An 18,552-nucleotide genomic window follows, 5' to 3' on the forward strand; every position below is an offset into this window, starting at 1 on the left:
ATCTATTTATGATTTTATCAATTATTAATCCAAATAATCACAGAGAGGAATATGATGTTTTCCGTTACTTTAATGCCAAGCGATAATAACTCTCAGCTTTGTTCAAACCTGAAAAGCACACTGTCTGAGAATATCTACGACTATTTTGATGCATCCTCAGTTCGATTCTGGGAATCCGATGAAGATCAAATCATCTTTGTTGATAAAAATATCCAAGAGCCTAAATGGGGTATTACTATCAATGCAGAAAACCGAGTCGTCCTAGAAGAATTTCTAGAGCACATGGAAAGCCCAGTACCATTGGAATTACACGAAAATGCGTAAACAGACTCAGCCAAGTGGCAATATGTGCCACTTGGCTATTGCTCTGTTTCATAAAACTATAATCTTAGATATGACAGCCACTTATCTTTCCCCACTGCGACTCTAATTTGCTACCATTAGTGCATTACATAAAGGAATGCCGATGAATAGCACCACTCAATACTACAACCAAAACGCACAGCAATTTTTTGATTCGACCGTCGATGTTGAAATGCAGTCTCTTTATCAAAAATTCTTGCCTTTGTTACCCAGTAATGGTCGTATTCTTGATGCTGGGTGTGGTTCTGGTCGTGATAGCAAAGCGTTTTTAGACCTTGGCTATAAGGTTGACTCATTCGATGCTAGTGAAGAACTGACCAAACTCGCGGCAAAGCTGACTAAAAGTAACGTCACCCAATCGACGTTTTTAGATTTCCAAGCAAATCCTAACACTTACGACGGCATTTGGGCTTGTGCATCATTACTGCATGTTCCGCAAAGCCAATTAAGCGCAACCTTTACCCATTTAACTCAATTCTTAAAACCCGGTGGCTATTTCTATTGTTCATTTAAACTCGGCAGTTCAGAATTGGATCGCAACGGCCGTTTTTTCCGAGATTTAACCCTCTCTCAGCTCAAGACCACTTTAGCTGACACGCAGGTGTTAAACATTGAATCTTGGTGGGAAACCGCCGATTTACGCCCAAATAGAGAAAACGAAAAGTGGTTAAACGCCATCCTAAAACGTCATCCCTAATTAAAGAGCGTAGATCATGCTAAGCCAGTCACAAGTGAATGAAGTAATGGCCTGCTTTGGCTTTTCAGCCATGCAAGAGCACAAACTGGGTTGCTTATATGAAGATAAGCATCGACAAATGGTGGTGGTAGACTTTTGGGACGCTCCACCCAGCGACTATCACTACGTTGAGTACACTAGCCTGCAAAATCGCTTGATGCACCAATATCAGGGGATTTATCGCTTTTTCGCTCTCTCTGAACATGCACTGCATTCCCAACTTGAAAATTTCTTGCGCTTAGACTTGCAACATAAAGTCGCGGATATGGCGATACACACCTACGGCGCTCATCGCAATGAAACCCATTTAGACCCTACTCCGCCAGAATTTAATTTCCACACTACCTTTGAAGAAGTGTTTGGCTCTCAATATTTATACGCACTGCGACCCGAAGAAGTTTATATCGACTTAAATGGTCATCGACGTTATATTGATTTTGTTTTGCATCGTAGCCAAGGCAATATTGCCATAGAGCTTAACGGTGAACGTTACCACCACCCGCTATTAATTTCGCAGCAGAAATATCTTTCGCAATTATATAAGCAAAACTCACTGGTACACGACGGGCTATTAGTTTATCGATGGTCAAATCGCGGTATGCGTGACGATTTTAAATTTAAAGAGCAGCTTAAAGATTATTTTGGTGATACCTCACAATTTAGAGCCACGCCTTATTTTAAAGGAAAAAGACAAGTCAGCTTTGATCTCTACGCTCACCAAAAAGACGCCATAGAATCCATCAGTGACAAACGCTCGCAAGGTCAAAACACCTTTCTCACTGTTTTACCCACCGGCACAGGCAAAACCGAAGTCTTTATTGAAGACTTTCGCCGTCAGTTACAACAAGGCACAACCCAACACGCTTTAGCCATTGTTCCTACGGTGAATTTGAAAGATCAATTAGTGGAGAGAGTTCAGCAACATCTGCCGCTGGTTGAAATCAGTACCGAGATAAATACGCCTTTGGATCTGACCATTGTCACCAATGCAGCGGTAGTGCGTAACTATCAGCACCTACCAAGCCAACTATTTGACTATATATTAGTTGACGAAGCCCACAGAGCAGCTGCCACTGGGTTATCCAAGGCGCTGGAATATTTCACGCCACGCACCTTACTTGGTTTAACCGCCACCGACGAACGACTTGACCAGAAAAAGCTAGAAGATATCTTTGGTCATTATCATGTTGATTTAACACTGCAACAGGCGATGGAACATGGGTTAGTACCGCCTATTCGAGTGTTTCGTCTTGAATCTAATATCGATTTTTCTAAAGTGCGCTTTAATGGCAAAGACTTTGTAAAATCCGATCTGCAAAAAACGATTCAAATCCCTTCAAGAGATCACTTGATTGCCGATATTTTGCAAAAATACTTTGTTGATGGCGCATTACAAAAGCAAGGCATTATCTTTTGTGTGGATGTAAAACATACCGAGCGCATGGCAAAAGCTCTGCGCTTAGTAGGCATTAATGCTAAATCTGTGCATGCTAAGGATCGCTCCGCTATCGATGAGTATTTTGCAGGAGAGGTTCAGTTTCTTTGCGCTTGTGAATTGCTCAGCGAAGGTTGGGATGCGCCGCAAACCAGCGTGGTGGTTATGGCGAGACCGACCATGTCAAAAGCCCTGTATCTGCAACAATTGGGAAGAGGCACTCGCCTAGCGCCAAACAAAGAAGCCTTGTATGTTATCGATATTATTGATAATTATGGGCCGGCTTTACTGCAACCTTGGAACCTACATAATTTATTTAATATCGAGCATTACCGCGCTTTCGCTGAGGTCGGTGGCTATCAACACCCTGTGCCGCAACATGAATTATTGGTGCTGGATGGCTTATACGAACAAGAGCGTAAAATTGAGCCCATTGATATTTTCAACTTTGAACAAGAGTTTGGAGATCTGTTCAGTGAGGAGCAACTGGCAAGAGAGCTATTTATCTCGACAGGCACCGTTAGAAATTGGATTAAAAAACAAGATATTACCCCTACTCGCTCCATCCCGTTTGGCAAAAGCCAATTACACTATTTTTCTCAAGAAAGCATAGAGCAGATCAGAGCCGAGAAAAACATAAAACCTCGCACAGAAGCCACCCGCTTTGACGATTTCTGGGAGTTTTTGGGCAAACGAGATTACACTTTCTCGTACAAAATCATTTTCTTACTTGCCTTTCATGCTAACTGCGATGAAAACGGCGAAGCGCAAACTGAGCAAATAGCCAAACACTACCAAGCCTTTTATCAACGATTATTCACAGAGTTTGGGCAGTGTGAAAAAGAGAACAATCCGCTAAACCGCACTGAACATCTGCAAGATCTAAAATACTTAACGCGCAGTATTGCCAATAACCCATTTGAAAAATTTGAACGTAAGCGTTTCTTCTATCAATCGAAAGAGCTCTCTCTCACCGCTATGGATTCATTGCTATGGGATAAACTTAGCAAACAAGATTGGGTAAAAATACAAGATCAAATGATTCAAGATGGGATAAACTACTTCCAAAAGTTAGGCATCACGCTTAGCAAAACCTATTTTGAGTTTTAACATGCCACTGCAAATCTCCAACACCGTCACCCTAGCCGACTGGGAAATTGAAATGACCGCCATTCGCGCGCAAGGTGCGGGTGGGCAAAATGTCAATAAAACCTCGTCCGCCATCCATCTGCGATTTGATATTAATCGTTCTACACTGCCGCAAGTGTATAAAGAGCGATTGCTGGCATTGTCGGATAGTCGTATTACCAGTGATGGCGTGATTGTGATTAAAGCGCAGGCGCATAGGACGCAGGAGTTGAATCGACAAGATGCATTAGATCGTCTGCTGATCTTGATTAAGAGCGTCACCATTGTGCCAAAGATTCGTCGCGCAACTAAGCCGACGCGCGCTTCACAAAGGCGACGTGTGGATGCGAAAAAGAAAAAGGGACAAACCAAATCAATGCGGGGCCGAGTCGTCTAACCCTGCCCCGCTGTATTTCGGTATTTTGCTCTAGCGGCGTGAGCGAGATTTACGCTCTTGAGATTTTCTGGCTTTAAAGGCAGAAGCGGCTTTGGCTTGCGAGGCTAAAATAGAATCAACGGTAAGTTCCATTGGCTCTCTTGGCTCAATGCCGTTGGCAAAGGTGCGCATTCTTGGCGGAATTTCTCTTTCTTCTTCCGTTGGGCGTGGCATACGTTTAAAGCGAGACAGATAAAAGGCCTCTAGCTTCTCTCTTGCCCAGTCACTTTTACGCAAATATTTCACGCTACTTGCCACTGATGGGTTGGTATGAAAACAGTTAAAACGCATTGCTGTATCGAGAATATCCCAGCCGTAATGGTCTACCAGCTCTTTGACCATGTCTTCCAATTTTAGGCCGTGTAATGGGTTGTTTTGTAATTCTTCTCTATTGATGCTCATGCTAGGTTCACTGTTGTGTATTTGGGTGGAGTATAACAATCCAAGCGCTTAACAGGTAACAGAAATATCACCCTAAGCTCCTTCAAGCGAGTCATTTTACTGTGCACTGTTCAATTCGCGCGCAAACGACGCTTAAATTTGATAATTACTTTTTTTACCAATATCAAAATGCAAAGGCATACGCCATTTTTTAAATGCCAAGAAAGCAAAAATTGCACCACTAATACCGCTAAGAATGGCAAGCAGCGCCGCATCTTTCATCCAAATCACCAATACCGATAAAATCAGTAGCATAGGCACTAGCGTTAACCCTTTAATTTTAAAGCAGTACGACTCTTTTAATGCGACCCCAGAATAGGTAATAAAAAAGAAGCCGACAAACAGCCAGTCGTGGGTAGGCAATGCAATAAAAGTCACTAGCCCTAACCACCCTGACCAGACAATCAGGGTGCGGATTTTCTTATCATAGATATGAATTGTCGCCGCGCACATAGCAGCAGAAATCGCCACAATATGAATGCTTAAATGGCGCATGAAGCCGGCCATGTCACTTTCAATCACGCACAGAATTTCAGCAAACGCGAGCATCAATAGCGATACAGACACTAGGCTAATCCCTATTCTGTATATCACTACACTGACTTTATCTAATCCATCTAGCGTTTCTGTATGCTCAGGATTGGCCATGAGTTTAATCTACCTTATTCACTTCTTTATTAAAAAAGACATCACGAGTTATCGTATTGGCGGTTGCCACAAAGACACTATTGCTATCGGACTCTCGTTTGAACTGAAATTTAAATTGCTCTACCGGCGTTAATATCGGCACGTCACTTCGCTCAGATAATTGATAGCCGCCGTCTTGATAGAGGTCGCTATTCACCACCAGTTTATGCGCAATGGCTTTGCCAGAGTTGCGATTAAAAATAGGTTCACTGAGCACATTACTTGGGTAACTGCGCCCATCGTAGCGTAGCAAACGTAGCGTATTACCACTGGCAACGACAATGTTCTTCCATTGATGATGACCGGTACGCGAAAGCAAAATAGGACGCTTTATTGAACTAAACGTCGCCATCAATTGTTCTGATGAATCAAACAGATAACCAGTACAGCCCTCTGCTTCACAAAAATGGGCGTCTTGCATTAATACCAATAATTCGTCTTCATTATCGCCGTTAAGATCTGCATAAGCGTAAACAAAAGCATCTGATTTAGCCGTAAAACCTTCAGGAAGTGTGACTTGGTCGAACAATATTTTGAGTATTGGGTCGCGAGGAGGAGGAGCAGAAACAGAAGGTATGGAACTTGTTTGACATCCTGCGCCTAACACCAGCGTTGATAGTAGAAAAGCACAGCTAAAATTGGTCTTTTTATCCAGATTAAACATAGTGACTCCTCCCTACTCAAAACTAGGACAAGCCACTATCTTATTCAATGACGTACGTTCGATTTACACAGGTTGCACATAGTAATAAATAGCCAAAAAGTGACATGCCGCACCCGCTAGCACAAAGCAGTGCCAAATGGCGTGATTAAACGGAATACGCTTGCCGACATAAAAAATAATGCCTAATGAGTAGATCAAACCACCAGCGGCTAAAAATACCAAGCCTCCGGTATGCATTGTCATTGCCAGTTGATACACCATCACCAATGACAGCCAACCCATAACGATATAGCTAATTAAAGAGAAGCGTTTAAAGCGATACACAAACGCGACTTTCATCACAATGCCCACCAGTGCAATAGACCAAATCACAATCATCAAACCTATCGCCAGTGGCGTGCGTAATGCCACTAATAAAAACGGGGTATAACTGCCAGCAATCAGCAGATAAATGGCGCTGTGATCGAAGGTTTTTAATAGACGTTTGGTTTTTTCATAAGGAACAGCGTGGTACAGCGTCGAGGCTAAAAATAGCAATATCATGCTACTGCCATAAATCGCCATACTGGTTATGGTGAGTACGTCGGCATCATGTAACAAGGCTTTGCGCACTAATAAAACCAATGCAAAAATACCGAAAATCATCCCAATGCCGTGAGTGAGTGAGTTCGCTATCTCTTCATTTTTACTGTATTGATTGTTACTTGTTGTCGACATGGACATTACTTTAGTTAACTGGCTTCAACTGAGTATGACACGCTTTACTGTTTATTCGTAACATGTATTTTTTCTCTATAACTTTATCAAGCACTTAGATGTGCACTCTTTAGAATATACGCCCAGATCCTAAACCTTTGTTTTCATATGCAGTAGATAACAAAGATTGGTCTATCCTTAACCCAGATCTTTAACTCAGTTTTCAATTTAAATACGGAATACATGCACATGAAAAAACCTCTTGTTATCGTTGCAGTTATCGCTATTGCTTGGCTATTTATCTGGAACAACAACACCGCGTTCTCTAAAGTATGTTCATCAGTTAGCGCTGTACAACATCAATTCCCTAGCAAATGCATGAAAGCCAGCGCTCTTTCCGTATTTGAATAAATCGTAAACCGAATACCAATCGTAATAATTAAGTGTTCAAAAATAGCTTTAACAGGCTAGAGCGCTACATTCATTATTGCGATTGGCGTAACATCTCAGGTCCAGCTTCTGAGATCTTAGGCCACTAGGATCTCGTCCCTAATTCGTGCATACATGCAAATTTCAAGACCTGACCCCGCACTTTTTGGGTACATATCGTGATTACAAGATTACCGAGATGGGTTGAATATGGCGCTTTGTTGCTTGCCTTTATTGCCGGATCTATCAATGCTATTGGTTTGTTGGGACTAGACCATCAGTCTGTGTCTCACCTGTCAGGGACTGCGACTCTGTTTGGGACAGAGCTATTTACATCTTCCATTGGGCAAAGTCTGCACCTTGCAGGCGTTATGGGGTCATTTTTCTTTGGCGCGGCAATATCAGGCTTTGTGCTTAAATCATCCTCTTTAAAACTCAAGCGCCATTATGAAACGCCATTGCTGTTAGAAGCGTCTTTATTATTTTTGACTATCTATTTGCTATTAAACGGCAGTGCGTATGGTGACTTTACTGCCGCGGCGGCGTGTGGTTTGCAAAATGCCATGGTCACCACTTATAGCGGCGCCATTGTGCGTACTACTCACCTTACTGGGATCATCACCGACCTTGGTTTGATGCTGGGGCATTATTTGCGCGGCGAAGAGGTGAACTCAAGAAAACTGATGTTATTTATCTATATCACAGCGGGCTTTATTCTCGGTGCCAGTGTGGGTGCGTATATTTATCTGCACTGTTCGTTTTATGCCTTATTTATGCCGTCGATTTTGTGTGTGATTATCGCCTTCTATTATCGAATTTATATTAAGCATCATCCTGAAATCGAATAACGCCAATCAAAAACAAAAAAGGTACTGAGCCTTTATTGGTCTCAGTACCTTTATTCGTTCGTTGTATCTCTAAACTAGATCAGTGCGTGGCGCGCTTTTGCCGATACCCACTCTGAAATGACGACTGTCACCAAAATGGCACAGAAAATCACAGTTACTTGAGGCCAAGCCAGTACCGCCATAGATTCTTGTAGTTTCAAGCCAATGCCGCCCGCTCCTACTAGACCCAGTACTGTAGATTCACGAATGTTAATATCCCAACGGAACAAGCTAGTACCGATGAAACTTGGCATGACCTGTGGCAATACGCCGTAGTCCAGCACTTGCAGTGGCGATGCGCCCGTGGCGCGAATCGCTGATACTTGAGTGACGTTCACCTCTTCAATGGCTTCGTACATCAGCTTTGAGATAAAACCGATTGAACGCAGTGCAATCGCGATAATACCCGCGAGCAAACCAGGGCCAAGAATTGCAACTAACAACAATGCCCAAATTAGCGAGTTAATAGAACGGCTTGCCGCAATAATAAACAGCGCAATCGGTCTAATAAATAGTGCACTAGGGGTGGTGTTTTGCGCCGCAAGAAACGCCACTGGAAACGCCATTACAATTCCGAGCAATGTCCCTAACGTAGCAATGTTTAGCGTATCCCAAAGTGGTAGCCATAAATGCTCAAGGTAGCTCCAACGTGGCGGCCACATACGTGAACCAATATCAGAGATTTGATTCGGCGCATCGGTCACGAAGTACCAAATGGTGTCTTGGTTCATCAACTGCCATGCGTACACAACCAAAGCAACAAAAGCGAGCCATGCACTCCAGCGAATCAGAGTCTGTTTTTCGTCATACTTTCGCCAAACAGTAAGCGAAGAATTTAATTGGGTCATTACTGTACTCGCTTACGAATCAAGGTTGAGGTGTATTCACACAACATAACAATGCCGATGATGATCAATAAAATGGCGGCAGCGGCGCTGTACTCATAGCGATCCATTGCAGTATTCAATGTGCCACCAATACCACCAGCACCAACAATGCCGATCACCGCTGATTCACGAAAGTTAATGTCCAAACGATACATAGATAAACCAATAAAACGCGGCATCACCTGCGCTTGCACGGCATAGTTCACTTGTTGTAACCATGATGCGCCAGTAGCTTTCATCGCCGTTAATGGCGCAGGATCAATGGTTTCAATCTCATCAGCAAACAGCTTGGCTAAAAAGCCAATTGTGGCAAAAGTTAAGGTTACAAAGCCGGCAAAAGTACCAAATCCAAACAGAGCCACACACAAAATAGCGATGATGATTTCTTGGAAGCTTCTCGCTACCGCAACAAAGCCACGACAAAACAAGTAAACCGGCTTAGGGGCTAAGTTTTTCGCCGCGCCAAGTCCAAAAGGCACAGAAAGAATCACACCAGCAACAGTTGAGGTCAGAGTCATGGTTAAACTTTCAACCAAACCTTGCGAGATGTTGTCCCAACGTCCAGTAAAATCAGGATTAAAGAATGCCGATATAAAGCGCCATCCGCGCTCACTGCCTTCGTAGATTCGAGCCCAGTTGATCTCAACCGATTGCGTTGCTAGGTATAAATAGATCACTACCGATAACGTAATGCCCCAGCGCAACCATGCGCTACTGATCAGTGCTGGCTTTTTCCAGTAAGTTGGATAGTTGCCACTCATGCCAATGCCTCAGTAAAAGGTGCGGCAATGATCTCTTCTTCTTCATCGCTGTCAGTTGTCGATGCGCTCCAATCTTCTTGACCGTAGATTTTGGTTAGCGCATCTTCGTTAAGCTCGCTTGGCTTACCGTCAAAGACCACTTCACCGGCTTGCAAGCCGACAATGCGTTGTACAAATTGTTTCGCCAATTCAACATCGTGGATGTTAATGATGGCAGGAAGCTGATGCTCTTCACAGATTTCACTAATCAGACGCATAATTTGACGAGCCGTTCTCGGATCAAGTGCCGCCGTTGGCTCATCAATTAATAATAGTTTTGGTTGCTGCGCCAGCGCTCGTGCAATACCCACACGTTGACGTTGACCACCAGAGAGTGCATCCGCGCGTTTGTTGGCGTGCTCTAGTAGCCCTACTCTATCAAGCAATGCGTAGGCCGCTTGTACATCTTGCTCTGGGTAACGACGCGCAAAGCTGCGCCAAAAACCCACATAGCCAAGACGACCAGATAATACGTTCTCCATCACAGTTAGACGCTCAATCAACGCATATTCTTGGAAGATCATCCCAATCTCACGGCGCGCTTGTCGCAGATTAGATTTAGATAACTGGACTAGGTCTTTATCTGAAAAGATGACCTGACCACTTGTTGGCTCTGTTAAACGATTGATGCAACGTATTAGCGTCGATTTTCCTGCGCCAGACGGACCAATTAAACCAACGACCTCACCGGGTTCGACAGTAAAGCTCACATCGGTCAATGCTTTATCCGATGCTGAATAGTGCTTGGTTAAACCCTTAAGAATTAGAGTAGACATAACTTCCATTTGGAGAATTTAGAAGGCTTGATAAACCTGTAAAACAAAATTCTGGATAAGTAAGCTTTATGAAAAACCTTACCTATCCAGAGAGAGTAAATAACGATATTCGTTACCAATCAGCGATTGATTAGCTACACGTGTAAGAAACGTTATTTGCAGTATCGATTGTGCGGATCACTTCCCAATGCTCTTTGTAAGTAATTGGGATGAATTGTGCTTCACCGTTGCGACCGAACTCTTCTTCAAGCTTGGTGCCTTCCCAGTTAAAGGTGAAAAATGCTTGTTGAATCTTCTCTTGTAGCTCAGGCGCTAGGTTGTGCGCTGTGCCGTAAGCAGAAGTTGGGAATGTTTGAGACTTGTAGATAGAAGTAAATTGCTCTGGCTTCACAACATCACGCGCTAGCATGCGGTTTAGTACAGAGTTAGCAATTGCCGCCGCATCGTAATCTTGGTGAGCAACACCTAAGATAGAGTTATCGTGCGCGCCAGAGAATGCTGGTTTGAAATCCGCTTCAGGGTTTAGACCGTACTCAGCTTTTAGAATAGCTGAAGGTGCTTTGAAACCAGAGTTAGACGTTTGAGAAGTAAATGCTAGGTTCTTACCTTTCAGATCTTCAACTGCTTTGATGCCAGAATCAGGGTGAGTGATGATTTCCATTTCGTAACCGAAAGAACCATCTTTACCTGCCATCATAGTAAATGGTGCAAAACCTGCACAGTTTACCGCTAGCGGCGTAGAACCTGTGTTAAATGCGGCAATGTGTAGGCGACCTGAACGCATCGCTTCAATTTGAGCTGCGTTGTTTTGTACAGGGAAGAAACGAACGTTCTTGCCTGTTTCTTTTTCAAGGTGCGCTAAGAACTCACTCCATACGTCAGCGTATACTGCTGGGTCTTCAACAGGAGTGTAAGCAAAAATAAGAGTTGATGGGTTAGCCCATTCTGCTTCATTTTGAGGAACATCAGCCACTAGGTTACCAGTGCGATCTTGGTAGCGAACATCCATAGCTGAAACGGCTGCAGAGAACATTAATGCAGTAGCAACTGCAGTCTTAACTAACTTCATTGTCTTTTCCTAAACGGGTTTAAGTTGGAAAGTAAGTTAGTTGAGTTTAATGACAGAAAAGTTTAAGGTTTGTGAATTAATTATGTATATCAATTATTTACTCCCTTAACATATTAAATGTAAATAATTATTATTAATAACTAGATAGAATAGATATTTGCCTTGTCCACAGCTATTATGCATAAGACAGTAATAGACTACGTACGGCGTAGTATTGAAAGGTTCGCATAAAAAAATGAATGTTCTTTGCCAATTTATGCTTGGCCATCATCTAGATCATAAAAAAAGAAACATAGAGCAAATATGGGCTCTAGATGATTTTTGGCTTCAGTATGATCGGGAGTACATCCAATGGTTATTCCCCGTTGACACTCCCAGTAAATATCAACTACACGTCCCTTTAGTGTGTCAGACCACTCGTGACTATTTTTCAACCTGTAAGCCCCTTAAAAAAGCTCAACGTCGCTCATTGAACGTCATGTTAAATTTTTATGACATGCAACTCGTGAACGGTATTGTCGTCCCAAAGCCCGACTTTATGATCAACGAACATAGCTGGCTCAATTATGACGATTACAGCCATCGATGTATCACCCGCATTATTCGAAGTTTAACGCTTCTTGGACAAGAAGAATTGGGACTGGCTTTTCAAAAAGGCATGATTGAAGTTGCCTTGCAACACGGTAACGTAAAAGAGGAGTCACTCAACTACTGGCGAAACGCACATATTATTTAAAGTTCAAGTTAGCAAATCCCCGACCTAATCTATGAATAAACAATGAGCGCACCCGCTGCTCTCATTGATTCAAAAATCACCATTAGTGACCCAAAAACACCCCTTAAACATTAATTTTACCCCTTTGGTAGTAGTGATTAAGTTCATAAAACACCTCAACGCCTCTTGACTTATCTCGCCATAATTCACCAATTCTAGATCATTGAAAATCATGATTTTTTGTACCAAAAACTGAGAATTATTTTCCACCGAAATCTTTTGAGTAATAACGACAAAACCGTTAGTTTTCGGCGCGAAATCAAAAAAATAATATCAGGGTAATTATATGTTCAAAAACTTCTTTGCGAGCCTTTCAAAGGTTGGTAAAGCATTGATGCTACCAATAGCATCTATGCCTGCCGCCGGTATTTTACTAGGTATCGGTTCCGCTAACTTCGGGTTTATCCCTCCTATCGTGTCACAACTTATGGCTGAAGCCGGTGGCGCTGTCTTTGGTAACTTGCCACTTATTTTCGCACTGGGTGTCGCAATTTCCTTTACTGACAATGACGGCGTGGGGGCCGTTGCTGCAGGTATCGGTTATTACGTACTGATTGCAACCTTAAAGGTTATGGCAGGCGTACTAGGCGTTGATCACATCGATATGGGGGTACTCGGTGGTATCATTTCAGGTGCGGTAGGCGCATACATGTTCAACCGTTTCTACACCATCAAGATGCCAGCTTACTTAGGCTTCTTTGCGGGTAAACGATTTGTACCGATTGTCACTTCATTTGCTATGTTGTTACTGGGTATCGCACTTGCCTTTATTTGGCAACCTATCGGTTTAGGTATCGATGCGTTTGGTCACTGGGCGACAGAACAAAACCCAGTCATGGCATTTTGGGCCTACGGCACCGCAGAACGTGCTCTTATCCCATTTGGCTTACACCACGTTATTAACGTTATCATTCAGCTTCAAGCCGGTGACTTTACTAACGCAGCAGGTCAAGTATTCCATGGTGAAATTCCTCGCTTCTTCGCTGGCGATCCAAACTCAGGCAACCTAGCAGGCGGCTATCTGTTCAAGATGTTTGGTCTACCGGCAGCGGCTATTGCAATGGGTCGCGCAGCAAAACCTGAAAATAGAGTCAAAGTGATGGGGATCATGGTTTCGGCGGCTCTTACTTCATTCTTAACCGGTATTACTGAACCTGTAGAGTTCGCATTCCTATTTATTTCACCAGCGCTATACGCAATCCACGCTATCATGGCAGGTCTTGCTTATCCGCTATGTATTATTTTGGGCGTGAAACACGGTTACAGCTTTAGTGCTGGTTTGATTGACTACTTAACCTTCTACGGTATTTCAACTAAAGGTTGGATGATCATCCCACTGGGCCTTGCCTACGCTGCCATTTACTACGCGGTATTTAGTTGGTTTATCAAGTTCTTCGATTTGAAAACACCGGGTCGTGAAGAAGGAGAGCAAGACACTTCTGAAAAACTAGAAGGTGACGAGTTCACTAAAGAACTTGTGGCAGCCTTTGGTGGTAAAGGAAATATAGTGTCTGTGGATGCTTGTATTACTCGTTTGAGAATGCAGGTTAAAGATCAAGACCAAGTAGATAATGATCGACTAAAAGCACTAGGGGCAGCAGGCGTAGTACGTGTAGGTACTGGCGTACAAGCTATCTTTGGTGGCAACAGTGATGTGTACAAAACACAAATGCTCGATCATATGAAAAATAACTAAACTCAATTTAGTTTAACGCTATCAATTAACAGTGCTCTCCAATAAGGGGGGCACTTTTTTTGTTTAAAAGATTTATCCACACAACTTAACTAAACTCCCCCTGCTTCTTTTGCCATAAAGCTGTGACAGATAACACATTCCAAATCAGCAAAATCTCCCACGCCCATTTCAGTTAACAAAATTGCAATAACTTCGTTTCATATACCTACAAATAATGTGACTATTTAATAACCACAAAGTGGTACACCCTACATTAAGCGAATTAATAAAAATAACATCGTCAAAGGCTACAAAGAGGAGAAATAAAATGCATAAAAATGACACCGTCCCCCTCCCTAGCAACACCAAAGAATGGCTAATGCATAAAAACAGTTTGATAGTCCTTGCTGATATCGCACTGTTTATTGCCCTATATAATCTGTTGCCGTTTGAACCGCAGGTCGTGCTTGGCCTTAGCATATTAGTGTTTATCGCCGTGCTTTGGTTAACCGAGGCATTGCACGTGACTATCACTGCCATCTTAGTGCCTATTTTGGCTGTCGCCTTTGATATTTTTAATACCCAAACAGCCCTCAACAACTTTTCTAACCCTATTATCTTTCTCTTTTTAGGGGGCTTTGCGCTTGCCGCAGCGATGCATGTACAAGGGCTCGATAAGGTCATCGCCGATAAAGTGCTGATTATGGCAAAAGGCAAAATGAGCACCGCGGTGTTTATGTTGTTTGGCGTAACTGCTGGCCTATCCATGTGGATCAGTAACACAGCGACTGCGGCAATGATGCTTCCGTTAGTGCTCGGCGTACTCAGCAAAGTGGATGCCGGTAAAGAGCGCAAAACCTATGTCTTTGTTCTGCTTGGCGTAGCATACAGTGCCAGTATTGGCGGCATCGCAACCATAGTCGGCTCGCCACCAAACGCCATTGCCGCGGCCGAAGTGGGACTAACCTTTAGCGAATGGATGGCATTTGGCGTCCCTGCCACTGTCATCTTACTGCCACTTGCCGTGACTACTCTTTATTTGGTGCTAAAGCCAAACTTAAAAGGCACTTTTGAGCTAAACCGTGAGCCGGTAGTGTGGGATAAAGGCAAGATCGTCACTTTGTCTATCTTTGCGTTGACCGTATGTTGCTGGATATTTAGCAAACCGATAAACGCCATGTTAGGCGGCATTTCGCGCTTTGATACCATTGTTGCTTTGTGCGCGATTGTCTTGGTCAGCTTTGCGCGAGTCGTGCACTGGAAAGACATAGAAAAAACCGCAGATTGGGGCGTATTGATCTTATTTGGCGGCGGTATTTGTTTAAGTAATGTTCTAAAAGCTACCGGCACCAGTGTTTTCTTAGCCAATACATTAAGTAGCCTGATCTCAGATTTTGGCATCTTATTCATTATCGCCATCATTGCGCTGTTTGTGGTCTTCTTAACCGAATTTGCCAGCAACACCGCCAGTGCGGCGCTACTAATACCCATTTTTGCCACGGTGGCAGAAGTGTTTGGCATGTCGCCCGTCATCCTTTCGGTATTGATTGCGGTCGCCGCTTCCTGCGCCTTTATGCTTCCAGTAGCCACCCCGCCAAATGCGATTGTGTTTGGCTCAGGACACATCAAGCAACAAGAGATGATGCGAGTCGGCATCATATTAAATATGGCGTGTATTGTAGCGCTTACCTTTATTGCGACTGTATTCTGGTAGCCGATTTATTACGAGCAATTCACACAAAGAGGTAATCAAGCATTGCCTCTTTATTCATCATTTATGCGTACATACGTATGTAACATGTATCTGGACAAAACTTTGTCAGTTATATTGTTAAATTAGAATATAACTGATTAGCAGAGGTATGGAAAAGTAATGCCGCAGTAAGGAGTGAGCGGCGCTTGGCTATACTTGAGCAAAGCGAAAACGCCAAGCGTTGCGAATCACTCTTAAATGCTTGTGTGCCTCTTTACCACTTAATATCTTTGAATTGAAAACGAATATAATCGACCAATGCTGTGTGACTATAGATAAAGCTTTGTACAAGTGGGCTCACAGTTTGTTCGACAAGGCCTATTTGTTCATATGAGAGGAATCTTTTGTTCATTACAACAAAATTTCCATTGTAATCGCTAACATACGTGTTGTAACAGGTATAGTCAGTTCCAAACTTACCGAATGGATAAAACTTATCCCCACATATATTGCTTAAAGTGAAGTTTTCTATTTCCACTGCATTTGATAAGAATGTTTCCCACAACCGAGTGAGTTCCTTATTCCAAAAAGGATATGCTTGAGGATTTCCCTTCCTAAAGTTAAAAAAAACGTCTGAAATATCAAAGTCTGAGGATAGTTTATAAGGCAAATCCATCGCCATTCCTCTCAACTCCAAAAATGGTATAAATTCAAAGAGAACATTTAATGAGTTGAGATCCTGCTCGTAGTCTCTATTCCTATTAAGGCGCGTTGTGATATCAGCCTCATGTTTTGATTTAATTTCACGAAGCCGATGTTCAGAATAGTCTGATGGTCGTGAATCTACTTTTTTATGATCAATCGAGCAAAGCAAAATCAGGTTATCATACGTGTCGTTTTTGGGCGTATTTTCATTGCCTCTGGGGCCTTTGGGACTTTTTGCAATTATGTGGGCCATTTCCCCAATAACCACTTCGTCCTCTATTACATTCCGCTTGCAAATATTGCACTGACCCGCCGAACGACTGAAAAGTTTTTTTATATCAGCTTGACTAATTGCCACTTTTATATCCTTTATACTCCGAGAGGCATAACATTCTTAATAACAGGCCTGCTCGTTTTTCTGCTTACCTATCTTTCATTTAGGCTACCATAAACCAATAAAATATAAGGCACATACATCACGTTTCGTATTTTGTCTTTACATAAAAACGAGCGTGCATATTATCTCTTTTTAACAATGTTCGTTATCTTAGATGAGGAAAACGATAACCCCCTTATTAGCAGTACCTTATAAGAGCACCTACCGACAAGACGAGATTGAGCGAACGACAAAACAAGCCATTCTCATGCTTTATAGTCAGATAAACCTAATAAACTGTACAAACAGCCAGCTCATAAGGCTGGTATAGTTATTCCTACGCATTAGAAAAATTCACATCGATTGGTAGTCGTAAATGTGCAGAGTAATTACGCTAAACGGTTTCGGGACAAATGTATGGTACGCCCCGTTTTGCAAGTGAAAAGTCAAAAATAACGGAGTCGGTTTGCACTAATGTATTCAGAGTCTATTTGAAACGTTCATTAGTCCCAGCTCTACGATGAGATCCGCGCCAGATTGTCCTCATAAATGAGAAAGCACTTTAAATGCTGTTCTGCCCCTCAGGTTTTCAATCTGGTGGTCTAACCGTTTTGTCATCTTGATTTATCATATGCAAAACTTTGATTATACTTTTACCTCGAATGCTTTGTGAGTGTTCATCACTGACCATGCTATACGAGCCAATTTATTAGCTAATGCGACAACAGTAACGTTGAACGATTTACGGCACTTCAAATCAATAAGCCAAGCACCGAAGTAACGCTCCGCTGAAGCATCTCTCCACATCACAGCTCTAGCAGCATGAACAAATAATTCTCTAAGTTCTTAATTTCCTTGCTTCGATATACCTAACAATCGAGGTTTCCCTCCCGTTGTATATTGAAACGGTACTAACCCTATCCATGCTGCAAAGTTTCACCCATTAGCAAAATCTTTTGGGTCACCGACAGAAGATAAGCAACACGAAGCGGTTATAGGCCCTATGCCTGGGATTGTTTGAAGTAAAGCATATAGCTCATTTTCTTTATTGAGTTCGACTAATTTTTGGTCTTGAGCAGCAATCTTTTCATTTAATTGATTGTAATAGTCCAGTTGGTCTCGAAGCTCACGAATGAGCAGTGGTGGGACTATAGCTTCTTTATCTGCTAACCACTGGAATAACTTTTTCATGTTGGCATGCCCGCGAAGAAAACCCATGCCAAATTCGAGCAATATTGCCCCAATTCTATTCATACAGGAGGTTCTTTCACGAATATATCCTGTTCTTATTTTCCTAATCACCGTACTAATTTGAGCTTGTTCGCTTTTCGGAGAAACAAACCTCATATTAGGTCTAGTGACAGCTTCGGCAATAGCATCGGCATCAATAAAATCATTCTTATGGCTCTTAACGTATGGCTTCACATACTGTGCAGGTATCAGCTTAATCTGATGACCATATTCTTTGCACTTTCGAGCTAACCAATGCGCACCACAGCATGCTTCCATTGCTATCGTTGTAGATTCTTGTTGTGAGATAAATTGAATGAGCTTAGCTAGGCTCAACTTGTGTCGGAAAACTTCGCGACCAGAATAGTCGTGGCCAATTAAATGGAAAACAGACTTCCCAAGATCTATACCAATAATTTTAATAACTGACATGATGGCACCTCTAAATGTTCATCGACATTTCTAATTTTAGCGTGGGTGTGGGGCGTACCATCTAATTAATGAGAGTGTCAACATCGCCACTATTCGATCCCAATCAGCAAAGGAAACACTGCTCCTATAAGAACTATGCTTTCTTTCAACTCCCCCACATAATCTTAGATATTAACCATTTTGATAGATGTTACCCTTTTAGGGATTCCTAACATCATTTAACCCCGCAAAA

18 protein-coding genes and 1 pseudogene are annotated in these 18,552 nt (G+C 42.6%); 9 read left to right on the forward strand and 10 right to left on the reverse strand.

Translation table 11 applies throughout. The features are described from left to right. Window positions 1-51: 51 nt before the first annotated feature. The 4 genes from OCU38_RS07030 (at window position 52) to arfB (ending at window position 4,059) form a co-directional block, all read left to right on the forward strand. Entirely contained in the window at window positions 52-324 is a 273-nt protein-coding gene (locus OCU38_RS07030; RefSeq protein WP_261822519.1) for a hypothetical protein, read from the forward strand. A gap of 142 nt (window positions 325-466) precedes the next feature. Beyond that, on the forward strand, window positions 467-1,060 hold the full coding sequence (locus OCU38_RS07035) for a class I SAM-dependent methyltransferase (RefSeq protein ID WP_261822520.1): 594 nt from the start codon (window positions 467-469) through the stop codon (window positions 1,058-1,060). A gap of 16 nt (window positions 1,061-1,076) precedes the next feature. Then, the gene (locus tag OCU38_RS07040; protein WP_261822521.1) at window positions 1,077-3,644 is read left to right on the forward strand and encodes a DEAD/DEAH box helicase; all 2,568 of its coding nucleotides are present in this window, start codon (window positions 1,077-1,079) and stop codon (window positions 3,642-3,644) included. Window position 3,645: 1 nt separating this feature from the next. Next, entirely contained in the window at window positions 3,646-4,059 is a 414-nt protein-coding gene (gene arfB / locus OCU38_RS07045; RefSeq protein ID WP_021712833.1) for an alternative ribosome rescue aminoacyl-tRNA hydrolase ArfB, read from the forward strand. 30 nt (window positions 4,060-4,089) lie between these two features. Here arfB and OCU38_RS07050 read toward each other — a convergent pair whose 3' ends face one another. The 4 genes from OCU38_RS07050 to trhA all read right to left on the reverse strand — a co-directional run bounded on the left by OCU38_RS07050 (window position 4,090) and on the right by trhA (window position 6,607). Continuing rightward, on the reverse strand, window positions 4,090-4,500 hold the full coding sequence (locus tag OCU38_RS07050) for a VF530 family protein (protein ID WP_040890200.1): 411 nt from the start codon (window positions 4,498-4,500) through the stop codon (window positions 4,090-4,092). A 132-nt stretch (window positions 4,501-4,632) separates the two neighbouring features. Next, complete coding sequence (locus tag OCU38_RS07055; protein ID WP_261822522.1) at window positions 4,633-5,187, reverse strand: DUF2301 domain-containing membrane protein; 555 nt, start codon at window positions 5,185-5,187, stop codon at window positions 4,633-4,635. 4 nt (window positions 5,188-5,191) lie between these two features. Beyond that, entirely contained in the window at window positions 5,192-5,890 is a 699-nt protein-coding gene (locus OCU38_RS07060; RefSeq protein ID WP_261822523.1) for a hypothetical protein, read from the reverse strand. Window positions 5,891-5,953: 63 nt separating this feature from the next. Beyond that, window positions 5,954-6,607: a PAQR family membrane homeostasis protein TrhA gene (gene trhA, locus OCU38_RS07065; protein WP_415846785.1), complete on the reverse strand. Its 654-nt coding sequence runs from the start codon at window positions 6,605-6,607 to the stop codon at window positions 5,954-5,956. 228 nt (window positions 6,608-6,835) lie between these two features. Here trhA and OCU38_RS07070 point away from each other — a divergent pair, with 228 nt between their 5' ends. Together OCU38_RS07070 and OCU38_RS07075 are read left to right on the forward strand one after the other, a co-directional pair. Further along, window positions 6,836-6,997 (forward strand): hypothetical protein, encoded by a 162-nt coding sequence (locus tag OCU38_RS07070; RefSeq protein ID WP_162889469.1) that lies wholly within the window; start codon window positions 6,836-6,838, stop codon window positions 6,995-6,997. A 197-nt stretch (window positions 6,998-7,194) separates the two neighbouring features. Then, window positions 7,195-7,863: a YoaK family protein gene (locus tag OCU38_RS07075; RefSeq protein WP_261822525.1), complete on the forward strand. Its 669-nt coding sequence runs from the start codon at window positions 7,195-7,197 to the stop codon at window positions 7,861-7,863. A gap of 74 nt (window positions 7,864-7,937) precedes the next feature. Here OCU38_RS07075 and phnE (OCU38_RS07080) read toward each other — a convergent pair whose 3' ends face one another. From phnE (OCU38_RS07080) to phnD, 4 genes are all read right to left on the reverse strand, one after another. Then, window positions 7,938-8,750: a phosphonate ABC transporter, permease protein PhnE gene (gene phnE, locus OCU38_RS07080; protein WP_261822526.1), complete on the reverse strand. Its 813-nt coding sequence runs from the start codon at window positions 8,748-8,750 to the stop codon at window positions 7,938-7,940. Further along, window positions 8,750-9,550, reverse strand: a complete 801-nt coding sequence (gene phnE / locus OCU38_RS07085) for a phosphonate ABC transporter, permease protein PhnE (protein ID WP_261822527.1) — start codon at window positions 9,548-9,550, stop codon at window positions 8,750-8,752. The genes phnE (OCU38_RS07080) and phnE (OCU38_RS07085) overlap by 1 nt, the downstream gene beginning before the upstream one ends. Then, window positions 9,547-10,365 (reverse strand): phosphonate ABC transporter ATP-binding protein, encoded by an 819-nt coding sequence (gene phnC / locus OCU38_RS07090; RefSeq protein ID WP_261822528.1) that lies wholly within the window; start codon window positions 10,363-10,365, stop codon window positions 9,547-9,549. Before phnC ends, phnE (OCU38_RS07085) begins: the two co-directional genes overlap by 4 nt. A gap of 130 nt (window positions 10,366-10,495) precedes the next feature. After that, window positions 10,496-11,434 (reverse strand): phosphate/phosphite/phosphonate ABC transporter substrate-binding protein, encoded by a 939-nt coding sequence (gene phnD / locus OCU38_RS07095; protein ID WP_261822529.1) that lies wholly within the window; start codon window positions 11,432-11,434, stop codon window positions 10,496-10,498. Window positions 11,435-11,690: 256 nt separating this feature from the next. On the opposite strand from phnD, the gene OCU38_RS07100 reads away from it, so the two are divergent. The 3 genes from OCU38_RS07100 to OCU38_RS07110 all read left to right on the forward strand — a co-directional run bounded on the left by OCU38_RS07100 (window position 11,691) and on the right by OCU38_RS07110 (window position 15,598). Beyond that, window positions 11,691-12,170, forward strand: coding sequence for an opioid growth factor receptor-related protein (locus OCU38_RS07100; protein ID WP_261824253.1), 480 nt, complete (start codon window positions 11,691-11,693; stop codon window positions 12,168-12,170). Window positions 12,171-12,495: 325 nt separating this feature from the next. Beyond that, window positions 12,496-13,905, forward strand: a complete 1,410-nt coding sequence (gene ptsG / locus OCU38_RS07105; RefSeq protein ID WP_261822530.1) for a PTS glucose transporter subunit IIBC — start codon at window positions 12,496-12,498, stop codon at window positions 13,903-13,905. A gap of 307 nt (window positions 13,906-14,212) precedes the next feature. Continuing rightward, a complete protein-coding gene (locus OCU38_RS07110) occupies window positions 14,213-15,598 on the forward strand; it encodes an SLC13 family permease (protein WP_261822531.1) in 1,386 nt (461 codons plus the stop codon). A 253-nt stretch (window positions 15,599-15,851) separates the two neighbouring features. Here OCU38_RS07110 and OCU38_RS07115 read toward each other — a convergent pair whose 3' ends face one another. After that, a complete protein-coding gene (locus OCU38_RS07115; protein ID WP_261822532.1) occupies window positions 15,852-16,640 on the reverse strand; it encodes an HNH endonuclease signature motif containing protein in 789 nt (262 codons plus the stop codon). A gap of 663 nt (window positions 16,641-17,303) precedes the next feature. After that, window positions 17,304-18,320 (reverse strand): annotated as a pseudogene (locus tag OCU38_RS07120) (IS110 family transposase). Between the last annotated feature and the right edge of the window lie 232 nt (window positions 18,321-18,552).

Source organism: Vibrio neonatus (assembly GCF_024346975.1).
Classification (GTDB): domain Bacteria; phylum Pseudomonadota; class Gammaproteobacteria; order Enterobacterales; family Vibrionaceae; genus Vibrio; species Vibrio neonatus.